Origin of the sequence: Shewanella sp. NKUCC06_TVS, from assembly GCF_019345515.1 — a bacterium.
GTDB classification, from domain to species: Bacteria; Pseudomonadota; Gammaproteobacteria; order Enterobacterales; family Shewanellaceae; genus Shewanella; species Shewanella oncorhynchi.
The window spans coordinates 272472-293283 of sequence record NZ_JAHKQX010000002.1; the positions used below are offsets into that span (position 1 = coordinate 272472).

16 protein-coding genes and 1 pseudogene are annotated in these 20812 nt (G+C 45.4%); 8 read left to right on the forward strand and 9 right to left on the reverse strand.

Annotated features, from left to right (window positions below; genetic code table 11):
* Window position 1: 1 nt before the first annotated feature.
* On the reverse strand, window positions 2–1702 hold the full coding sequence (locus KO531_RS03245; RefSeq protein WP_219250368.1) for a methyl-accepting chemotaxis protein: 1701 nt from the start codon (window positions 1700–1702) through the stop codon (window positions 2–4).
* A 347-nt stretch (window positions 1703–2049) separates the two neighbouring features.
* Here KO531_RS03245 and KO531_RS03250 point away from each other — a divergent pair, with 347 nt between their 5' ends.
* The 4 genes from KO531_RS03250 to KO531_RS03265 all read left to right on the forward strand — a co-directional run bounded on the left by KO531_RS03250 (window position 2050) and on the right by KO531_RS03265 (window position 6514).
* Entirely contained in the window at window positions 2050–3399 is a 1350-nt protein-coding gene (locus KO531_RS03250) for a cysteine desulfurase (protein ID WP_219250369.1), read from the forward strand.
* A gap of 69 nt (window positions 3400–3468) precedes the next feature.
* Window positions 3469–3915 (forward strand): SufE family protein, encoded by a 447-nt coding sequence (locus KO531_RS03255; RefSeq protein ID WP_219250370.1) that lies wholly within the window; start codon window positions 3469–3471, stop codon window positions 3913–3915.
* Window positions 3916–4091: 176 nt separating this feature from the next.
* Window positions 4092–5258: a membrane dipeptidase gene (locus tag KO531_RS03260; protein WP_219250371.1), complete on the forward strand. Its 1167-nt coding sequence runs from the start codon at window positions 4092–4094 to the stop codon at window positions 5256–5258.
* Window positions 5259–5341: 83 nt separating this feature from the next.
* Window positions 5342–6514 carry an AAA family ATPase gene (locus KO531_RS03265; protein ID WP_219250372.1) on the forward strand — a complete coding sequence of 391 codons (1173 nt, stop codon included), beginning with the start codon at window positions 5342–5344 and terminating at the stop codon, window positions 6512–6514.
* Window positions 6515–6533: 19 nt separating this feature from the next.
* On the opposite strand, the gene KO531_RS03270 is transcribed toward KO531_RS03265, so the two are convergent.
* A complete protein-coding gene (locus KO531_RS03270; RefSeq protein WP_346345239.1) occupies window positions 6534–6776 on the reverse strand; it encodes a cupin domain-containing protein in 243 nt (80 codons plus the stop codon).
* A 219-nt stretch (window positions 6777–6995) separates the two neighbouring features.
* Window positions 6996–7112: pseudogene (locus KO531_RS03275) on the reverse strand (cupin); the annotation flags it as partial.
* A gap of 180 nt (window positions 7113–7292) precedes the next feature.
* Between KO531_RS03275 and KO531_RS03280 the strand changes: the two are divergent.
* On the forward strand, window positions 7293–9692 hold the full coding sequence (locus tag KO531_RS03280; protein ID WP_219250374.1) for a toxin-antitoxin system YwqK family antitoxin: 2400 nt from the start codon (window positions 7293–7295) through the stop codon (window positions 9690–9692).
* Between the two features lie 179 nt (window positions 9693–9871).
* Here the strand turns inward: KO531_RS03280 and KO531_RS03285 are convergent, their stop codons facing one another.
* Together KO531_RS03285 and KO531_RS03290 are read right to left on the reverse strand one after the other, a co-directional pair.
* A complete protein-coding gene (locus tag KO531_RS03285; RefSeq protein ID WP_105250128.1) occupies window positions 9872–10246 on the reverse strand; it encodes a PH domain-containing protein in 375 nt (124 codons plus the stop codon).
* 200 nt (window positions 10247–10446) lie between these two features.
* Complete coding sequence (locus KO531_RS03290; RefSeq protein ID WP_219250375.1) at window positions 10447–12363, reverse strand: U32 family peptidase; 1917 nt, start codon at window positions 12361–12363, stop codon at window positions 10447–10449.
* A gap of 203 nt (window positions 12364–12566) precedes the next feature.
* Between KO531_RS03290 and rluA the strand changes: the two genes are divergently transcribed.
* The 3 genes from rluA (at window position 12567) to KO531_RS03305 (ending at window position 17637) form a co-directional block, all read left to right on the forward strand.
* Entirely contained in the window at window positions 12567–13244 is a 678-nt protein-coding gene (gene rluA / locus KO531_RS03295) for a bifunctional tRNA pseudouridine(32) synthase/23S rRNA pseudouridine(746) synthase RluA (RefSeq protein ID WP_219250376.1), read from the forward strand.
* 95 nt (window positions 13245–13339) lie between these two features.
* Window positions 13340–13801 (forward strand): transcriptional regulator AsnC, encoded by a 462-nt coding sequence (gene asnC / locus KO531_RS03300; protein ID WP_006080290.1) that lies wholly within the window; start codon window positions 13340–13342, stop codon window positions 13799–13801.
* A 206-nt stretch (window positions 13802–14007) separates the two neighbouring features.
* Window positions 14008–17637: a S8 family serine peptidase gene (locus KO531_RS03305; protein WP_219250377.1), complete on the forward strand. Its 3630-nt coding sequence runs from the start codon at window positions 14008–14010 to the stop codon at window positions 17635–17637.
* 68 nt (window positions 17638–17705) lie between these two features.
* Here the strand turns inward: KO531_RS03305 and KO531_RS03310 are convergent, their stop codons facing one another.
* The 4 genes from KO531_RS03310 to KO531_RS03325 form a co-directional block, all read right to left on the reverse strand.
* Window positions 17706–18476 (reverse strand): ABC transporter permease, encoded by a 771-nt coding sequence (locus KO531_RS03310; RefSeq protein ID WP_006080287.1) that lies wholly within the window; start codon window positions 18474–18476, stop codon window positions 17706–17708.
* Window positions 18473–19411, reverse strand: a complete 939-nt coding sequence (locus KO531_RS03315; protein ID WP_113939775.1) for an ABC transporter ATP-binding protein — start codon at window positions 19409–19411, stop codon at window positions 18473–18475. Before KO531_RS03315 ends, KO531_RS03310 begins: the two co-directional genes overlap by 4 nt.
* A gap of 203 nt (window positions 19412–19614) precedes the next feature.
* The gene (hpt, locus tag KO531_RS03320; protein ID WP_219250378.1) at window positions 19615–20145 is read right to left on the reverse strand and encodes a hypoxanthine phosphoribosyltransferase; all 531 of its coding nucleotides are present in this window, start codon (window positions 20143–20145) and stop codon (window positions 19615–19617) included.
* A gap of 7 nt (window positions 20146–20152) precedes the next feature.
* The gene (locus KO531_RS03325) at window positions 20153–20812 is read right to left on the reverse strand and encodes a flavin prenyltransferase UbiX (RefSeq protein ID WP_028761725.1); all 660 of its coding nucleotides are present in this window, start codon (window positions 20810–20812) and stop codon (window positions 20153–20155) included.

Sequence of the window (20812 nt, forward strand, 5' to 3'; positions counted from 1 at the left end):
TTTAAACAACTCGCACCTTAAACTGCTGCATCGTTTCCCTCAATGAATTAGCCTGCTTAGACAGTGACTCACTGGCTTTCGCGGTTTCGTTAGCGCTGCAGAGAACCAACTCACCCGAATCACGAATCGCATTAATGCGCTCACTAATATCTTCGGCGGTCACGGCTTGCTCCTCACTAGCGGTCGCGACTTGAGTATTAGCCTGAGTCAGTTCAGTTAAGGCATCTAAAATCTCAAATAGGTGCTGCTTGGCTTGATTAACGAGCAGTGACGATTCACTGATTTGCTTATCGTTATTGGCGAAGGATTCAACTGAAGACTTAGCATCTTTCACGAGTGTTTGGATAAGATCGCTGATCTCCTGCGTGGCCGTTTGACTGCGCGTTGCCAATGCCCGCACTTCTTCGGCGACCACAGCAAACCCACGACCTTGATCTCCCGCCCGCGCCGCTTCAATCGATGCATTCAAAGCTAATAAGTTCGTCTGCCCAGCTATCGCATCGACCACAGAAACAAAGTTGAGGATTTTTCCGGTACTCGCCTGAACCTGTTGAATAAGTTGATTCGAATACTGGGCGCTGGCAACCAACTGCTTCGAGATTTTTTCGCTCGCATCGACAACCTCACAACTTTCTTTCACTTTATGCTCGGCTTGTCCCGCTGAATAAGAAGCGGTTTCTGCACTACTCGCCACTTCAGTGATCGTTGCTGCCATTTGGGTCATAGAGGCGGCGACTTGGTCAGTGTTATCCTGCTGCCTCAACATAGCCTCACGATTATTCTCGGCCACCGCATTAAGCTCAGTCACCATAGAGGCAATTTCTTCACTTCGAGCAATCACTTGGCCAACAGTTTTACTTAAGGTCCACGCCATTTGATTCATACTGACGGTAAGTTCACCTAATTCATCCTTGGAATCGACACGTAACTCTTGGTTAAAGTTGCCCTTTTCCATCATGGCGGCAGAATTACGTAACCGATTGATAGATTTGACCATGTATTGACTGCAAGCAATACCAATCAATAATCCTATGACTAAAGACACTATCGAAATAATCGTTAAGCCATAAATCGCCCTGAGTTCTTCTTCCTCTGTTACAGAAACCGCAGTTTGGGTCATTTGCTCTAAACGCTCAACGAATTGCCTCAGCTCAGTATTAAACTCGTTTTGCGCAATCTCTAAAGATTCAACCCGCTTAGCCAAGGCTGCAGGTTCTTCTTTTTGCTGTATTCCAGTAATCACAGTGGCAAGCAGGGCTTCATAATTACCAAAACGTTGAATAATAGTGCCAATCTCTTGATTTAACTGCTGAGTTTTTTCATGTAATTGCGGATTTACAGCCTCTTTTAATGCCTCATTGAGCATAGACTGAGTCGAGAGTAACTCCTTGCTAATGTCTTCATTGTGCTTGATAACATCCGCAATAAAAGCCACTAAAATTTGCTGGCTCGATGCGGTTTCAATGTCCGCGGCACGAAACGCTTTTTCTAGAATGACAGAGCTTTCAAGCTGCTTAATGGTGATGTCAGTCGATAGCCTGACTAATGGAATATTCTCTTCTGCAATGCCATGAATTTCCTCCGATACACGCTGCATCTTCAACAGACTAAATCCAGACAAAATCAAGATCAGCACTAACATCACCCCAACGAGGGCGATCATCTTATGTTTAATCCGTAAGTCTTTTAAAAACTTCACCATAAAACTACTCTCCAGCAAACACTCATAACGAAGGACGTCCAATTTAGGATAGTCGGAGTTTTAACTTTAGGTGGATGAATTAAGCGTAAAGTATTAGCTGAATTTAAAAGAGAAACTTAAACATTAGAAAAATCGCATCATAGCTAAGCTCAATGATACGTTAGAGTCAAAAACCGTTTAAGGCGTGCAAAATCATCTATTAGGCAACAGTTTGAACAGACCTTGGTGAAATTAGGCGTTCAATAACACTGTCCGATACCAACGCCTCAACAAACCGCTAAAACTTGCATTCACATGGCAAATCACAGAAGATCCCTTGGCCTTTTTCATTGCCCTTAGCCTCACCCATGACTCAACCTGCATCGCCTACGCCAAATACTGTGACTAACACAGCGACGAATACAATGGCAGACATTGAAACATCCCATGCCTCGGCGAGTGCTATGCCTGATACCACAGTGACACTTTGCTCATCAGAGGCATATCAGCTAAATGCTCAGATCCGGTCGCAATTCCCAGCGTTAAATCAAATGCTTGATGGTTATCCCCTATGTTATCTCGACACAGCAGCCACCAGCCAGAAGCCGCAAATGGTGTTAGATGCGATGGCGCAGTTTTACGCTAATGACAATGCGAATGTACACCGTGCTGCACATCAGTTATCAGCGCGTTCGACCTTAAGCTATGAAAACGTGCGCGATCAGTTGCAACAATTTTTGAAGGCAAAACGCCGCGAAGAAATCATTTTTACCCACGGCACCACAGAATCAATCAACTTAGTCGCCTTTGGGCTGACTACCCAATTAAGCGCTGGCGATGTGATATTAATCGACGCCGCCGCTCACCACGCCAATATAGTGCCTTGGCAGGAACTGGCGAAACGCACAGGGGCAATCATTAAACCAATCCCGCTCTGTCAGGATTGCCGCTTAGATATCAACGCCTATAAAACCTTGCTCGAGTTAAAGCCTAAAATCGTCGCCCTGTGCCATGTTTCCAACGCCCTAGGTACAGTCAATCCCGTGGCTCAGCTAGTGCAGTTAGCGAAAAAACAAGGTGCTATCACCTTAGTTGATGGTGCGCAGGCAGTGGCGCATTTAACGCTGGATGTGACTGAAATCGATTGTGATTTTTACGTCTTCTCGGGGCATAAAATGTATGGTCCCACTGGTGTTGGCGTGCTTTACGGCCGTTTCGACGCGTTAGATAATCTCGCGCCACTATTAACTGGCGGCGAGATGATTAAACGCGTGAGTTTTGAGGCGACAGAATTTGGCAACCTGCCGAATCGCTTAGAAGCGGGCACACCGCCGATTGCTGAAGTCATAGGTTTGGGCGCGGCCATTACATTTTTACAAACCGAGCTCATGCCGCAGGTTCAAGCTTATGAAGCTGAACTAGTTAACTATTTACAAAGCCAATTGCGCGCACTCGGTGAAGTGCATTTATACGGCGCCTTTGATGACAATATCGGCGTAGTCGCGTTTAATCTTGCCGGTGAACATCACCAAGATGTAGGAATTTTGCTGGACCAACAAGGGGTTGCCGTTCGCTGTGGCCATCATTGTGCCATGCCATTAATGCAGAGCCTGAATCTTAAGGGCTGTTGCCGTGCCTCTATCGGTATCTACACCAATAAAGACGATATCGACCGCTTTATTGCCGCGTTAGCCTCGGTAAAAGACTTGCTGCTGTAATCCAGCATTTAGCCACTGCTCTACCCAACTCATACGATGCTCAAAATAAGTTAGACAGGATTTAGCCCTATGACAGATTCAATCATGCCTATGCCAAATGAGGCCGATTTTCACTATTTAGTGCAAGATGCCGAAACCTTACTGGCGCGTTTTACCAATGCCCCTAACTGGCAGGAAAGATATCGCCAAATTATGTTGTTAGGGAAAGACTTACCAAGCTTAAGCCCTGAGCTTCGCATCGAGGCCGCTCAAGTAAAAGGCTGCGAGAGTGATGCGTGGCTTTACCATCTAGAACAGGCTGGCAAACACTATTATTTAGCCGACAGCGATGCCCGCATCGTTAAGGGATTGATCGGATTATTGCTTGGTGCCTGCCATGGCAAAAGCCGCACTGAAATCCAAGCATTTGATCCTACAGCTTACTTCAAACAATTGGGCCTAGAAGGTCAGCTCAGCCCATCGCGCACTAACGGCCTTAACTCACTGGCAAAAGCAATGGTTGAAGCCACTCGATAATCATAACCCGAGGGTTTTCATTTACTATGACAAGCGATAATTGAAACCACTCGGCAACAACAAATAATCACAACTCTAGCTCAGGGGCAAAGGCCAAAAAAGGGATTTAATCAAAGACTTCTACGCCCTAAAAAGGTATAAAGAAGTTACATTTGCGTTATTGATAGGAACCGAGCATGCCCATCAAGGCAGTCAATCACTACCGTCGTACACTCCTTAAAGGTCTTGGCGCAGCAACTCTGTTAAGTCCACTCGCCAGTTTACCTAGCTTTGCCGCCGCACAAAGGCGGATATATGTCGATGGTTTATCCTTCCTACCCGATGACTTAAGTGATGTAACCGCCGCTAAACTCGATGCCTATCTTTGCGATATTTCGGCTATTGAGGCCATAGAACAAGTCGATGGCACTCAAAACTACAAACGCACTTATAAAGCTTGCATGGAAAGCATTAAGCAGGCCGCTAAACGGGTAAGTGATCATCCCGATATTTTACTGCAAGGTCTGAGGGGGCGAGATATTCAACGTGCCCGCGACAGCCAGCGCACTGCGGTATACTTTCAAATACAAGGCGCAGATTGTGTCGAAGAAGACAGCGAAGCTAACCAGTGGGCGCGGGTAGATGAGTTTCATCAACAAGGGCTACGCGTATTGCAACTCACCCACCATTACGGCAATACCTTTGCCGGCGGCGCCTTAGATAATGATGCCAGTGGCGGACTCAATAAACCACTCACGGCCCACGGGCACGAACTTATCGCCAAACTCAATCACGCCAATATCTTGATCGATGTGAGTCACTCCAGCGCTCAAACCGCTTTAGATGTCGCAAAAATTACTAAATCACCCATAGTGCAAAGCCACGGCGCGGCGCGCGGCATAGTAAACCATGCCCGTTGTTCCCCCGATGAAGTGATCCGCGCCATCGGCGATAGCGGCGGCGTATTCGGCGTATTTATGATGAGTTTCTGGCTTACCAATAATGCCGTGCCCACGATTGATGATTATATTCGACAACTGGAATACGTTATGCGTGTTGGTGGAGTGGACTGCGTGGCAATCGCTAATGACTTCCCGCTCCGAGGCCAAGAAAACCTACTGGCACTCGGCAATGACAACGCCAAAGGCATTAAAGAATATCAAGAATGGTGGTACAGCCTGAGGGCGAAAGGCGTGCTAGGTTTTGATGCAGAGCCAAGGCATGTAGTAATCCCCGAGCTGAATCATATCGATCGCATGAGCCGTATCGACGATGCCTTAGCCAAGGCGCGCTTTAAATCTACTGACCGCGACCGTTTTATGGGGGGTAACTGGCAAAGAGTACTCAACAAAGTGCTACTGTAAATGCCATTGTTTTATCGTCATGTTTAATTTACTTTGTCGATAAATTTACTGGCTTATCAGCTTGTTTCAGTCTTGGATATTCTATGCTGACCACACTCGCTATTTTCAATTATCGCTCTCTGCGTGAAATCGTCTTACCCCTAGGACAACTCAATTTGATCACTGGGGCGAATGGCAGTGGTAAATCGAATCTATACAAGGCACTACGTTTACTCGCACAAACGGCGCAAGGCGGCGTTGTCAATGCTTTAGCCCAAGAAGGCGGACTCGACTCCAGCTTTTGGGCGGGACCAGAAAACCCCACCCAAAGTATGCTAGCGGGCGACACCGCCATTGAAGCCACCGTCAGGCAAGCGCCAAAACGCCTAAAGCTTGGATTTGCTGGCGAAGATTTTAGCTATCTTATTGAACTCGGTTTACCCAAACCCGACGCCACCACGCTGTTTGGCTTAGATCCACAAATCAAGCGTGAAGCCATTTGGAACGGCCCTAAGTATCGACCCTCAACGGTATTAGTTGAGCGCCGTGGTCCTATGGTGAAGAGTCGCACTGCTGACGGACAAGGCTGGATAACCTTAGGCGCACACCTGCAAACCGGCGACAGTATTTTTACCGAACTTGCCGATCCAGAGCGCAGCCCTGAAGTGCTAAAGCTTCGCGATAGTATCCGCGCATGGCGTTTTTACGATCACTTCAGAACCGATGCAGAAGCGCCAGCCCGTCGTCCACAATTAGGTACAGCCACGCCAGTATTGCACCACGATGGGCGCGACCTTGCATCAGCAATTCAAACCATTTTTGAGATAGGTGATAAAGCGGCTTTTGATCATGCGGTGAGCGATGCGTTTCCCGGTGCTAAAGTTCGCATTGAACCCCAAGCAGGCGGTATTTTAGTACTCGCATTTCATCAAAATGGCTTATTAAGGCCACTCAATGCCAGTGAATTGTCGGATGGCACCTTGCGTTATTTGCTATTAATTGCCGCCCTACTCACCCCAAGGCCGCCAGAGCTTATGGTGCTAAACGAGCCAGAAACTAGCCTACATCCCGACTTATTACCTGCGCTTGCACGCTTAATCGCTAAGGTGTCGGAAGAGTGCCAGTTGTGGGTGGTTTCCCATGCTAATCGGCTTATTAATGCCTTAAGTCAATTTGAACACTGCAATACCTTAGCCTTAGACAAAACCTTAGGCCAAACGCAGATCCAAGGCCAAGACTTACTCAATACGCCCAGTTGGCTATGGCAGAATCGTTAACCTGTAGCCTTAACCCTAATCAATCGTAAAATACCGCGAGCCATAGGGTTTCTGAACTTATAGAAGTCGAAGCGACTCGATGTTTTTGATGGGGCGGAATCGTTAAGTAATCTCCAGGGGTTAGCCTAACGGGTTCACCTTGTTCAAATTCAAGCGTCGCCTCGCCTTTGAGCAGCATCACCCATTCATGTTGAGTTTGATCGTACCATTGAGCTTCGGGTAGATACCCAAACCACCTGAAGATGCAGGATTCAGCGGGAATTTAACGCACTTTAGGCAAGGCGGCTATTTGCAGACCTAGTGGACTAAGTTAAAAATAGCCAACACGGCATAGAGTGCGTTAAAACCCGCCGGGACGGAGCGCTTAGGGCACTCCACTTCCGTGTTGCATCAATTCAGAAGGTGGCCGACATTCTGTCATTGATGCGCCTTGAATTGAAGCACCCTAAGCGCTCTGAAACTCGTATCTTCAGGTAGCTTGGGTATATTGCCCATTGGAAACGATGCGCTCAATGGTCACAGTGTTATTGCCCGCCAGTTTTTCAAACACTTCGGCCGATAAATCTGTGGGTAATTTTGTAAAAAAGTTATCAAGCATTTTGTCTTTATTCCTCTGCTTTTATTAATGTGCCACTCTGATTAAACGGTATTTGGAGCAATCAAGCATTGAGAAACGAATCCATAAACCGCTATGATATGCGCACAGAAATACTCAATTGCCATGAGTATCCCTCAGATAAGCTTATCGTTTTACATATGGATATGGAGATTTCCCCCAATGTCGTTGTTTCGCGCACTCAAAGCCAAGTTATTTCCCTCAAACCAAACTAGCCGCGTTCCAAAAGACATTCATCTTCAAACTGAATCACAAACACTCTGCCAAGAACAAGATTTAACGCAGGAGCCGTCAGTCGCTGCGCCGCTATTCCAGCGTCATTTCAGCTTAAAAATTCATGCGACAAAGGCAGACGCGACTTCTTGCGAAGAAAATGCCGACCACGGCTTAACTCTCTATCACTACGATACGCCCCAAGTCATAGAACTCTTAGGCTGGGAAAACGCCAATGAATGCTGCGACTTCCACCATACCGAATTCGACCGCCTCGAAATCAGCAATCAATTCCCTTTCCCCGAGCAGCACTTTTGGCTCGACAAGGTAAAAGTGTGCAGTATCACCCCAAAAAAGAACAGCCAAATAAAGGCGTTGTGGCAAGTTGAACTTAACAATCTCGATACATTATTGATAAGCCACTTTACCCTAGATGCAGACAATATAGTGCAAGGCGATATTCAAGATTACGCCAGCCTAACAGACCAACTGCACCGCACTTTTCACCAACTCAATACTGAAGATGGTGCGGGTATACTTAGAATCATCACCCAAAGCCCAGGGCTTACCCAAGCCGTCGATTCAAACTATTTTGGCGAACGTAATGGTGTGACCCGCCAATTCAATGCCCTAGGTACCCTGTTATTTGAAGGCAACTTTATTAATGATCAGCAACTTGGAACACAAACGTGGTACGACCATGAGGGCAAGATCAATCAAATAGAAGATCGCCATCCCCAAGGTCAATTTATTCAATACTTTTATGGCAATGGTCAGCTTAAAGAAACCGCCGAACAAGATAGCAATGGCTATTATATCAATACGTTAACTCGCTACTATGAATCTGGACAAATACAGCTGATCCGGCCCTTAGTGCAAGATGTTATCCACGGAATTGAAAAACAATATTACCCTGATGGTTCACTAGAAGCTGAAAGATATTACAACCAAGGCTATGAATATGAAGCCGTTTGGTATCATCCCAATGGAGCGATTAAACAAAAAGTGTTTAACGATGTGACGGGCAAAGTCATTGAAGAATTTTACGACTCAGGTAAGCCTGCATGGCGTGAACCCTTCAATACCGAAGGCCAATTACATGGCGAACATGTAAAATGGTATCCCAATGGTCAAATTGAAGAAAAAATCTATTTTGAGGATGGTAAAGAACAAGGCATGGCCCTTTGGTATCATGACAATGGTCAACTCGCCCTTGAGATCTATCTTGAAAAGGGACTCAGGGAAGGTCTATTTAGAAGCTATTATAAAAGTGGCGTGCTTTCGGCCGAAGGCCAATATAAAAATAACCTCTCGGTAGCCCCTTTTATTGAATACCACGAAAACCAGCAAATTCAGATGTACTTACCGCACACACGGGGCAACCGTGATGGCACTGCTCGCTGGTTTTATGAAGATGGCACGATACGTACAATTTCTGAATATGAAGTTCGTGATGGCCAAGGCTACCTCAAAGAGTCCAGCTTTTATAATAACAAAGGGATCCTCGAATCCTACCAGAGTCACTCGAATACCCGCTGCGGCTATAATCTTGATAATAATCAAAGGGAATACTATCAAGAAGGTATTGCCGATACTCGCATCGAATACTATGAAGATGGCGCCATTCGCTGGTTACTCACCCGTACGCAAGGGGATTTATTTAGCTCTAAATCCTTATCCCCTCAAGGTTTAATTTTAGAAACTGGCACAATCCAAATTACTAATGGTCGTTACCTCGATATCGGCCATTGGCAACGTTTTACGCCCCAAGGACAAGTGTACCGCGAAGCCTGGCTAGATGAACAAGGCCAACTGATAGAAAGCCGCCACTACTTTGATTTTCATGAAAATATAGCTACTCAGGAAGATGAAGAACCTGAATGGGATAGCCCAGAAAATCCTAGTTATGGCTATGATGAAGACGATGCTGATGGGCAAAGTAACGGACCAAATAATCGTTCGGATGACAGCGAACATCATGCTAGCAATAGTAGCAATAACGCATATTTATCTCGTCAGAAGTATCACGCACCCAATGGCAATACCACGACAAAACAGCATGAAGATAAAACAATAGCAGTAGATGTCGCCGCTCACACCAAAGAACCCATATTGGCTTATCACTTAAAATTTGATGATGAAAGCAAGCTTTATGCAATGAAACGCTATCACCCCAATCGCCAGATTGCCGAAGAAGGTAATTTACAAATTCAGGGACAGGAGCAATTCTGGGTCGGCATCCACAATCAATACGATGAGCAAGGCAAACTCAAGCTTTCCGAAACCTATACTATGGCGGGCGAACCGATAGAGCACTCCACTAGCACAAGTAGGATAGTGTTAAATTAATCAAGCAGATTTGAATCACACTCGATAGCGAGGATAGGTAAGCCCAGATAAAACTTGGCTTACCTTACTCACATTAACCGTCTGCTTGCGATAACAATTCCAAGCTTGATAGCACTAAATGAATCTAAGTCGCAGCACTAAAACTTAGGCCACGGCACTAAAACTAAAGTCCAAAAAAACTAAAGTGCAAAAGTGGCAATAGTCTTTTGAATACCCACAACATCCGTGCCACGCTTGAGTTCTTTGACTAAAGGTTCACTCTGACCTGAGATCCAAATTTTAAGCTCGGCATCCATATCAAAATGCCCTGTCGTTTCCACTTCAAAATGGGTAATAGATTTATAAGGTATTGAATGGTAAGTAACCTTCTTACCTGTAAGTCCCTGCTTATCAATTAAGATCAGGCGTTTATTGGTGAAAATAAACAAATCACGGATCACTTTATAGGCGAGTTTTAATTCTTCTTGAATGCCCATGATAGGCCTTAATTCCTCGGCTAATTCCTGTAAATCAACCTCAGCAGCATTACCGAGTAAACCGTCTAACAATCCCATTTTAACATCCCTTATTATTGATATTATTTTCAATAAGATATCTGCTCATTACCGCATGTGCAATATAGGGCTTTGATGAAAATATGAGAGTGACGCTGGTGAGAGCGACATCAATGAGAGGTAGGCTGGTGTAGGTGCGTGGATGTAGCTGAATAGGTGCTAGGAGCATTGCACTCGGGCAATGCTCCTAATGACAAATATTAAAGGTGCTTCTGGCCTCGCACTTGACGGTTTTCACCAACCACCATCATTTCGCATTTAGGGCAGTCGAATACCAACTTGAGCACATCATTGCCGATTTCAAGCACCATAGGATCGGCCTTGATGCCTGGTACTTCTTTCGGACACAGATTGAAGTTAAAGCGTAGGCAATGCTTAGTGATCATCAATGGCACATCTTCGGTGACGCCATTTTTCTCATAGGTATCTTGGATTTCAATCACGCCATGGCGTTGATAAAAATCCTTGGCCTTTTCGTTGGCAACGTTGCCTAAGTAACTCAAATGCTTGACGGGATAGACTGCATCTTGATTATGCTTCCACGGCAGTGGACGCACATAACCTTGCACACGGGCAGCCTCTAAGGCGGCCACACCATCACGGCGCAGACCATTGAGCACAGACGCAGGCAAGAACCAAGCTTGGGCCGTATCGATACTGATGCTACGGGCAACAAAGTCGGTACTGCCGAGCTTACCCAACTGAGTGCGAGTATTTTGTAAGGTCTTATCGACATCAGTCGCAGGCGTCTTCTCGACCACTAAATTCACTGTGGCTGTAAGGCCATAGATATCCGTCAAGTTCAGCGCCAGTCCATCTTGGGTGTCGCTCAACCGTAAATCGACGCCGATAATCCGCTTAGAAGATTCTTTAGATAACAGGGCTTCGAAGGCTTGGTTATGGTTACGGTACAAAATCATGCCGACTTTTAAACCCTTTGGCACCTGCAATATATGCAGTTTTAACCCTTCGGCGCGGTTAACCCGCAGGCCTTGCAGCTTGTCATCTGATTGTTTTGCCATAGCAAAATTCGCGGGGAAAAACGCTAAGCCATCGCCGTTATTAAACTCATGGCTAGAGCTCACTTGGATAAAGTCTTTACCTATGCTGACCACTTTACCGACTTCTTCGCCTATGTATTTGGGCGAGCGAAAATCTTTAATTCCTTGGCTACGTTCGTTAACAAAGTAATCTGTACTGCCACGGTTAAAGGTCTTTTCAGGATCAGGGGTAAAACTATGTTCGCAGCGGCCGTGGGATGAAGCCTTAAACTCAGGGCGACGCGCCATAATCGCATCCAGCTTTTGGCGATAATGCGCGGTGACGTTTTTAACGTAACTTAAATCCTTTAAGCGACCTTCAATCTTAAACGAGCGAATGCCCGCATCGATTAGCGCCTCAAGGTTTTCGGTTTGGTTATTGTCTTTTAAAGACAATAAGTGTTCATTCTGCGCTAATACATCCCCTTGACGGGTTTTAAGATTACCCGGCAGGCGGCACATTTGCGAGCATTCACCGCGGTTAGCACTGCGGTTACTAAAGGAATGGCTCAAATTACATAAGCCACTGTAAGCCACACACAAAGCACCGTGGATAAAGAATTCGAGCTGCATATTAGTATGCGCGGCGACATCACGGATTTGGCTTAAGCCCAATTCACGGGCAAGCACCACCTGAGAAAAACCAACTTGCTCTAAAAACGCCACTTTTTCTGGACTGCGGTTATCCATTTGGGTACTGGCATGCAGGGCAATCGGCGGCAAATTGAGCTGTAATACGCCCATGTCCTGCACAATCAGCGCATCGGCACCCGCTTCGTACAATTGCCAAATGAGTTTTTCGGCGTCGGCCAGTTCGTTATCCATCAAAATGGTATTGAGGGCGACGAATACCTGAGCATGGTATTGATGAGCATAAGTACACAGGCGCGCGATATCTTCAACACTGTTACCCGCCGTTGCCCGCGCACCAAATGCAGGACCACCTATGTATACCGCATCGGCACCATGGCGTATGGCTTCGATACCGTAGTCAGCATTTTTTGCAGGTGCCAATAACTCAAGACGGTTATGGACATGAGAAAGATTCTCGGGAGTGTATATCTCTGGCTGGCTCATGGCTTCAAAGGCTCAAAATGATCATTAACGAAAAGGACGGGAGTATAACAAAAACTCAAATACAGCTCTATCAGCAAATCATCAACTAATCCGCTTTACTTTTGTCAGCAAGGATAATGGCACAGCCGATCTTTAGGCCTCACACTTGCGCCCTCAAGCCGAGCAGAGTATCTTTGCCCCGCATTGACGAATAGGCACTATTTATGACTGATTTTATTTACCAACCACCGACCACTCCTTGGCTCGATATTCTTTATCAAGATAAAGACATTATCGTCATCAACAAACCTTCAGGATTGTTGTCTGTGCCCGGTCGCGACCCAGCCCATTACGACAGTGTCTATGCTCGAGTAAAAGCTGAGCATCCCCATTGCCAAATCGTCCATCGCCTCGATATGGCGACCTCAGGCGTGATAGTTGTCGCCCTTATTCGTAGCGCAGAGCGGGAATTAAAACGTCAGTTCCACGATAGAGAAACCAGCAAGACCTATTATGCAAGGGTCGCAGGCCATGTCAAAAATGACACTGGCAGCGTTGATTATCCACTGATCTGCGACTGGCCAAATCGCCCTAAACAGAAAGTCGATCATCTTGTTGGCAAACCGTCTTTGACTCACTACCAAGTAATGAGCCGCGCCAAACGCTCAACGCTGGTTAAACTGATGCCAATCACAGGCCGCTCACACCAATTACGGGTGCATATGATGGCGCTAGGACATCCGATCTTAGGCGATGGTTTTTATGCCGACTCACTGGCAAAATCCTTAGCGCCTCGACTATTACTACATGCAGCAGAGCTCACCATCAAACATCCATACTCGGGTGTCTGTATGACTTTTAGCGCAGAAGTGCCTTTTTGTGAGCCTTTGGGCGAGCAATGATCACTAAAATCAAATAATACGGGCAAAATCGGTAGCAATTCCCCATAAAAAAACGTAACTTTATGACAATTCACTACGTTATAGAGAGTTTATTTATGGATACCGCATTTCAGCGCGATCAACTCGATAATCATATCCTCGAAGCCCTAATGCAGGATGCCCGCACACCCTTTGCCGAACTCGCTAAACGCTTTAGCGTTAGCGCCGGCACTATCCATGTTCGGGTAGAAAAAATGAAGCAAGCGGGGATCATTACAGGTGCGCAAATCACGGTAAACCCTAAAGCCCTAGGCTATGACGTTTGCTGTTTTATCGGTATCAACCTTAAAAGCGCTGGCGATTACCCCGCCGCTATCGCCAAACTCAACGCTCTCGAAGAAGTCGTCGAAGCCTATTACACCACAGGCAACTACAGTATTTTCGTAAAGGTAATGTGCCAATCCATCGATGGTTTACAGCACGTACTCATCAATCGCATTCAATCTATCGATGAAATCCAGTCAACGGAAACCTTGATCAGCCTACAAAACCCAATCGTCAGAGCGGTTAAGCCTTAAACAGGAAAAACAGCAAATACTTGCAAACAACATAACAAACCTCAAAGTGTGATTAACATCTTTTTTACTGTAAAAGTGTTAACCATACGATATATTTGTGTTACAACTTCATTGCTATCGCCAAAGAGCGCAGCAAAAACTATAACAATTCAGCTACAAGCACATTTAGTAAAGTGCTGAAGGCATTAATTGACAAGGAAGAAGTTGTGAAGACAAAACTATCGATCGCTATCTCTGCTGCACTACTCTCAAGCGCAGCTATTGCTGACACTGCAACCAAGTACAACACGACTAACCAAGCGACAGATCAGTACGCTGGCATCAGTGTTACAAAAAATGGAAGTAATGAGCAAAAACAAGCTGTTGCCTGGATGATAAAACTTAAAGCTCCTTCTGTTGCTCAACAAAGCCAATTAAAGGGTTTTAATCGACAATCGGTCATGAGCAATATCGAAAGTTCACAATCAAAAGTTAAAAATGCTATTCAGAACATGGATGCTGATATTAAGATTGTCGCAACCACCTCAAAATTAGTTAATTCCATTGTCGTTCAAGGTGATCATAAAAAACTCGCTGCTTTACTGAAAAATGCTGAAGTTGCCGACATTTTACCTATATACGACTATAAACTCGATGTTGCAGCAAGTGCGGAGTACATCAAAGCAAAAGCTATTATCGAAGCTGGTGTAGCCTCTGGTAAAGGTCAGCGTGTTGCTGTACTTGACACTGGCGTCGATTACACTCACAAAGCTCTAGGTGGTTCAGGCTTAGTTGCTGACTATAAAGCAGCTGTTGCTGCCAAAAGTGAAACACCAAACTGGCCTCAGGGCAAAGTAATTGGTGGTTGGGACTTCGTTAACAACGATCCAAATCCAATTGATGTCACAACGAACCACGGAACCCATGTGAGTCATTCAGTAGTTGGCACGGCGCCTGATGTAGAACTACTCGTGTACTCAGTATGTAACTCAGGCTGTTCGGGTATCGCCCAGTTAAATGCATTAGAAGCATCAATGGATCCTAATGATGATGGTGATATCACTGACCGTGTTGACACTGTTAACATGTCATTAGGCGGTGACTTTGGTGATACCGATGGTGGCGCAGTTCAAGTCTTAATTGATGAAATGGTAAAACTTGGGGTAAACTTGGTTATCTCTGCAGGTAATGATGGCTCAACACCTTTCGTGGTTGGCGGCCCAAGTACCACTAATAGCGCTTTATCAGTAGGCGCTATGACACACCCAACAACTAAAGCTGGCAAAATTGATGCAATGCTAGTTGGAGAGTCAATTACTGCTATTGGTGCAGGGTTTAATAAATCAAATACATACAGCTTCACGAATGCAACTGCCCCCATAATTTACCCTGCAACTAACAAAAATGGTTGTGTTGCTTACACTGAAGACTTAACTGGTAAAACGGTACTGATTGATCGTGGAGTTTGTGGCTTCGCTGTTAAAGTTCTAAATGCGCAGTTAAAAGGTGCTTCATTTGTCATAGTGGCAAACAACGCGGCCAACACAGCTCCAATTGTTATGGGAGGTGAGGACAACAGCATAACAATTCCATCTGTGATGATTTCAAAGGAAGATGGTGATGCAATTAAAACGGCGCTCGCGGCAGGTAACGTAGCGTTCAGCGTGTCATCTACTGAAGTCACGACGGCAGGAGCAATTGCAACCTTTACTTCACGTGGTCCTTCAATTGCAGGCACTTTAAAGCCGGAGATTACCGCTCCTGGTACTGACATATTAACTGCTCACCCAGGTTTAGGAGAAGGATTAACTCCAATAAGCGGTACCTCATTCTCAAGTCCAATCACAGCTGGTGCAATTAGTATCATTCGTGAGGCATTACCACAACGCAACGCGTTTGAAATTAAAGCCACAATTATGAACGCGGCAAACTTAGACGTAACGCTAGAGCCAAAAGAAATAAACCCAGACACTGAGTTGGCACCAATCAGTTATATTGGTTCTGGATTGGTCAATGTAGAAAAAGCCATTAACCTTCCTGTTGCTGCCTGGAATAAAGAGACTAAACAAGCCGCTTTAGCATTTGGCTTATTGGCTCTCAATAAAACAACTTCAATTACTAAAACGGTTTCTGTTAAGAACTTCTCGACAGCAGAAAAAACCTACACACTAAAAGTCGACCAACGTTTCCAGAATGACTTAGATTCTGGAGCACTAAGTTTTGCAGTACCTGCAAGCGTAACGATTCCAGCAGGACAAACTGTCGACTTTGACGTTACAGCCACAATAGATCCAACAAAACTGCCAGAATGGACTCTTACATCATCCTATGAGCTTGATGGGACTGCTGCAGATGCTTCTACTGCATTAACATTGTCAGAATACGATGGTGCGATCCAATTTATGGATGGCGAAGAAAAAGCACTACATTTGGTTTATCATATTCTGCCAAAAGCAGCGGCCGCAATTTCAGTTGCAACAGAAACCACTGCCGATGGCATAGTGCGCACACTCACCAACGTAGGCGCAACTTCAATTACAGATCCATTTACGGCTCCACTTATTGCAACTAGCCCTGTTGATAATACAAAACGTCATGACTTGCTCAATGCATCGAGTGAACTGTTATTAAGCAGCTCATGTGATGCGGGTATTGCGATATATAACACGCTACAAATGCGCGATCCTATTATCCATCCTCTAGCGGGTAACTATTCAGTCGATTATGATCTTAACAATGATGGAGTTTGGGATTACACAGCAGCAACGGCGAACTTAAACTGGTTCAATGAAGCATATCCAAGATCTATCTATGGTTTAGTTTCTAAATATGGTACTTCGTCTGGAACATTAGAACCTGTATTCCACGTGACTGGTAATGACTTCCTAACGAGTAAAGCCTGTTTTGAAGATTTAGGCTTAACTCAAGCGGATTTAGGTAAGACTATAAAGGTTCGCTTCCGCGTTGAGGATAGTGACTGGGCTCCAATTCCATCGGGTGATGAAGACAGCGTAGTGGCAACACTGATGCTTGATGGTTCAGGAACTTCTGCAATGCTAGTTGATACAGAAGGCAATGAAGTTACTGAACTAAAACCAGGAGAAAGTGCAACTTTAGAAACTCAAGTTGGCGATAATGCGATAGGCTTTATGTTCCTGTCTGATTCTGGTTCTATGTCCGTTGTTGCTAATACCTCTGACGAAGGTAACTCTGCTCCAACAGTAGCCGACGTGATGCTTTCAGTAGATAAAGGTGCTGCAGCAGGAACTGTGTTAGGCAAATTAACAGCAACAGATCCAGACATGATCACAAGTCCATTCTCCGAGTTTGTCACACTGAACTCTAATAGCAGCATGGTCGTTGTCGATAAAGATGGAACAGTGCATTTAAGTACTGATGCTGTAATTAACCAACAGAGCACGACAATGGAAGTTGAAGTTATTGCACTAGATACTATGGGTAATGCTTCAGCGCCAGCAAAAGTCACTGTCATGATTAATAATACCAAACCAACCGTTGCACCTACGGGCATGGCAAGTACAGAAGGGTTTGTTGTCACAGCTAAGGCCAATGCTAAAGATGCAGATAAAGACACCCTAACCTATAACTGGGTACAAACAAGTGGTATTAAAGTCACATTTACTAATGGTGGAGACAGCATAAACTTCTCTGCTCCTAGCGGTGACCATGTTCTTACTTTCTCTGTTACAGCCTCTGATGGCAAACTTGAAAGTGATCCCGGTACAGCAACCATCACAGTTAGTGCTAAAAAAGCAGAATCTTCAGGTGGCGGTGCTCTAGGTTGGCTAACCGCCTTATTGTTACCACTGGTGGCAATGCGTCGTCGTATGAAGTAACGAGTTGTTGACACTAAAAAGGGAGCCTTAATGGCTCCCTTTTTCTATTACGCTCTAAAGAAATATGTCTAGGAACGCAGGCCGATTCCGCGCGAGACTAAGTAATACGCTAAGGTCCAAAGTGCGACACAGAAACCGATCATAATGGCGATGGATAATGGCACGCTGATATCGGCGAAGCCTAAAAAGCCGTAGCGGAACACGTTGATCATATAGACCACAGGGTTGAGTGCCGACACGCCTTGCCAAAATGGGGGTAAAAGTGACAGGGAGTAAAATACGCCGCCAAGGTAAGTTAATGGGGTAAGCACAAAGGTGGGGATGATACTGATGTCGTCGAAGCTTTTGGCAAAAACAGCGTTAATTAAGCCACCCAATGAGAATAGCACTGAGGTTAAAAATACCGTCATCACCACTAAACCTGCGTGATGTAAGCTTATGTCGACAAAGAACATGGCAACTAACGTCACTATTAGGCCGACACACAAACCGCGCGCCACACCGCCACCGACGTAGCCAGCAATCAGTACATAATGGGGCACAGGTGCCACCATCAACTCTTCTAAATTACGTTGAAACTTGGCACTGTAAAATGAGCTAGCGACATTCGAGTAAGAGTTAGTGATCACCGACATCATGATCAAACCAGGGGCGATAAACTCCATATAAGATACGCCGCCCATTTCTCCAATCCGGCTGCCGACTAAGTTACCAAAAATCAAAAAATACAAGGTCATGGTAATCGCTGGCGGAACTAAGGTCTGGATCCAAATTCGCGTAAAACGATTAATCTCTTTACTTAAAATACTTTTAAAGGCAATAAAGTAGAGCTGATTCATGCTGAGGCTCCCTGAGTTTTCTTCACGAGTTCGACGAAGAGTTCTTCTAACCGATTAGACTTGTTACGCATCGATAGCACTTCAATATTGGCTGCGCTCAATTGGCTAAAGACATCGTTAAGATTATGCTCTTTCGCTACATCCACCTCTAAGGTATGAGAGTCGGTTAAGCGACAAGCCATGCCATCGAGCACGGGGGCCGTTCCAGTATCGCGACGAAGATCGAGAATAAAAGTCTCCATATTCAGCTTACTCAGCAACGCCTTCATGCTAGTGCATTCCACTAAAATACCTTTATCGATAATGCCGATATTACGGCAAAGCATTTCCGCTTCTTCAAGGTAATGAGTGGTCAGGATGATCGTCACGCCCTGCTGGTTTATTTGTTTAAGAAACTCCCACATAGAGCGGCGCAGTTCAATATCCACACCTGCGGTAGGTTCATCTAAAATCAATAATTTAGGTTCGTGCATCAGGGCGCGCGCAATCATTAACCGTCGCTTCATCCCGCCGGATAATTCCCGCGAAGGGCTATTGCGCTTTTCCCACAGATCCAGTTGGCTTAAGTATTTTTGGGCACGCTCAAGGGCGATAGGTTTTGGCACACCATAGTAACCCGCTTGATTCACCACAATTTGCAGCACGGTTTCAAACTGGTTGAAGTTAAACTCTTGTGGCACTAAACCAATGCAGAGTTTGGCGTGTTCTAGCTGCTTATCGATATCATAATCAAAGACTTTGACCGTACCTGAACTCTTCTGCACTAAGGAGCTAATAATACCAATCGTGGTGGATTTACCCGCACCATTGGGGCCGAGCAAGGCAAAGAAATCCCCTTGATTGACGGTAAGGCTGATGCCTTTGACCGCTTCGACGCCGCCTTTATAGGTTTTTTTAAGCCCTTCGAGTACCAGAGCATGGGTAATATTCGCCATATTTGTACCGATCCTTACACATTAGAAAGTAATAAGATGGTGCTAAAAAACACAATTACAATGATAGGTTGCAGAACTAAAACAAAAAATTAGCTAATTGATTGAAAAGACAATCTTTAATGATTCAATCATTAATACTTTTTATATTGCCGCAAAAAGCAAAACTCCCGCCTGTTGCGGGAGTTTTAAACTGTATCGGACACTTAATCGAGTAGTACGACTTTGGCGATATAAGGTAGATTGCGATACTGCTCGGCATAATCAATACCATAACCTACGATAAACTCATCAGGGATAGTAAAACCGATAAAATCGACCTTCACATCCACTTCTCGACGCTCAGGTTTATCCAACAGGGTGCACAGTGCAAGACTCTTAGGCTCCCGCAGTAACAACATCTCGCGCACTTTGCTTAACGTATTACCTGAGTCAATCAAGTCTTCCACAATCAATACATCGCGACCGGCGATATCTGATTGCACATCTTTCAGCACTTTCACATCCCGTGAGCTGGTCATAGTATTGCCATAACTGGAAACCGACATAAAATCGATTTCAACATGGCCTTTAATGCGGCGACACAGGTCAGCCATAAAGACCACTGAGCCTTTTAACAAGCCTACCATCAGCAGACGTTCGCTGTGGGCATAATGGGCATTGATTAGCTCTGCCATTTGATCCAATTTCTGGCTTATCTCTTCTGCAGAGATCATCACTTCGGTGGTGTGTTTCATATAAGTCTCAATTGTCGAGGTCGCGGTTAGACTGTTTGTCATAACCCCAGCGACTCGTTAATGCATGGTCAACGCCCAAATGATCGAGAATTCGAGCGACCATGAAGTCTACCAGATCTTCTACCGATTTGGGATTGTGATAAAAGCCGGGTGCAGCGGGCATAATGGTCGCGCCGAGGCGAGAAAGGCTTAACATATGCTCTAAGTGTATGGCACTAAAAGGAGTTTCCCTAGGTACTAGGATAAGTTGGCCGCGCTCTTTAATCACCACATCGGCGGCGCGTTCGAGTAAATTATTACTCATTCCGGTAGCAACTGCCGCTAACGTCCCCGTAGAGCAAGGACAAATCACCATTTGTTTAGGTGCAGCGCTACCCGATGCAGGCGGCGAAAACCACTCATCTTTGCCTAATACCACTAACTCGCCAGCAATAATCACGCCTTTTTCGTGCAGCAAAGCCAACAGCTGGGCATGGGCTTTGTCACTGTTGGCGCTTAACTGTAAGCCGTGTTCCGTCGCCAATACCACTCGAGCTGCACTGGAGATCATCAAAAACACTTGATATCCCGATACCAACAGACACTCGAGTAACTTAAGCCCATAGGGAGCACCCGAGGCACCTGTCCAAGCTAAGCTAATCGCCTTAGTCGACTTTGCGTAGGCCAT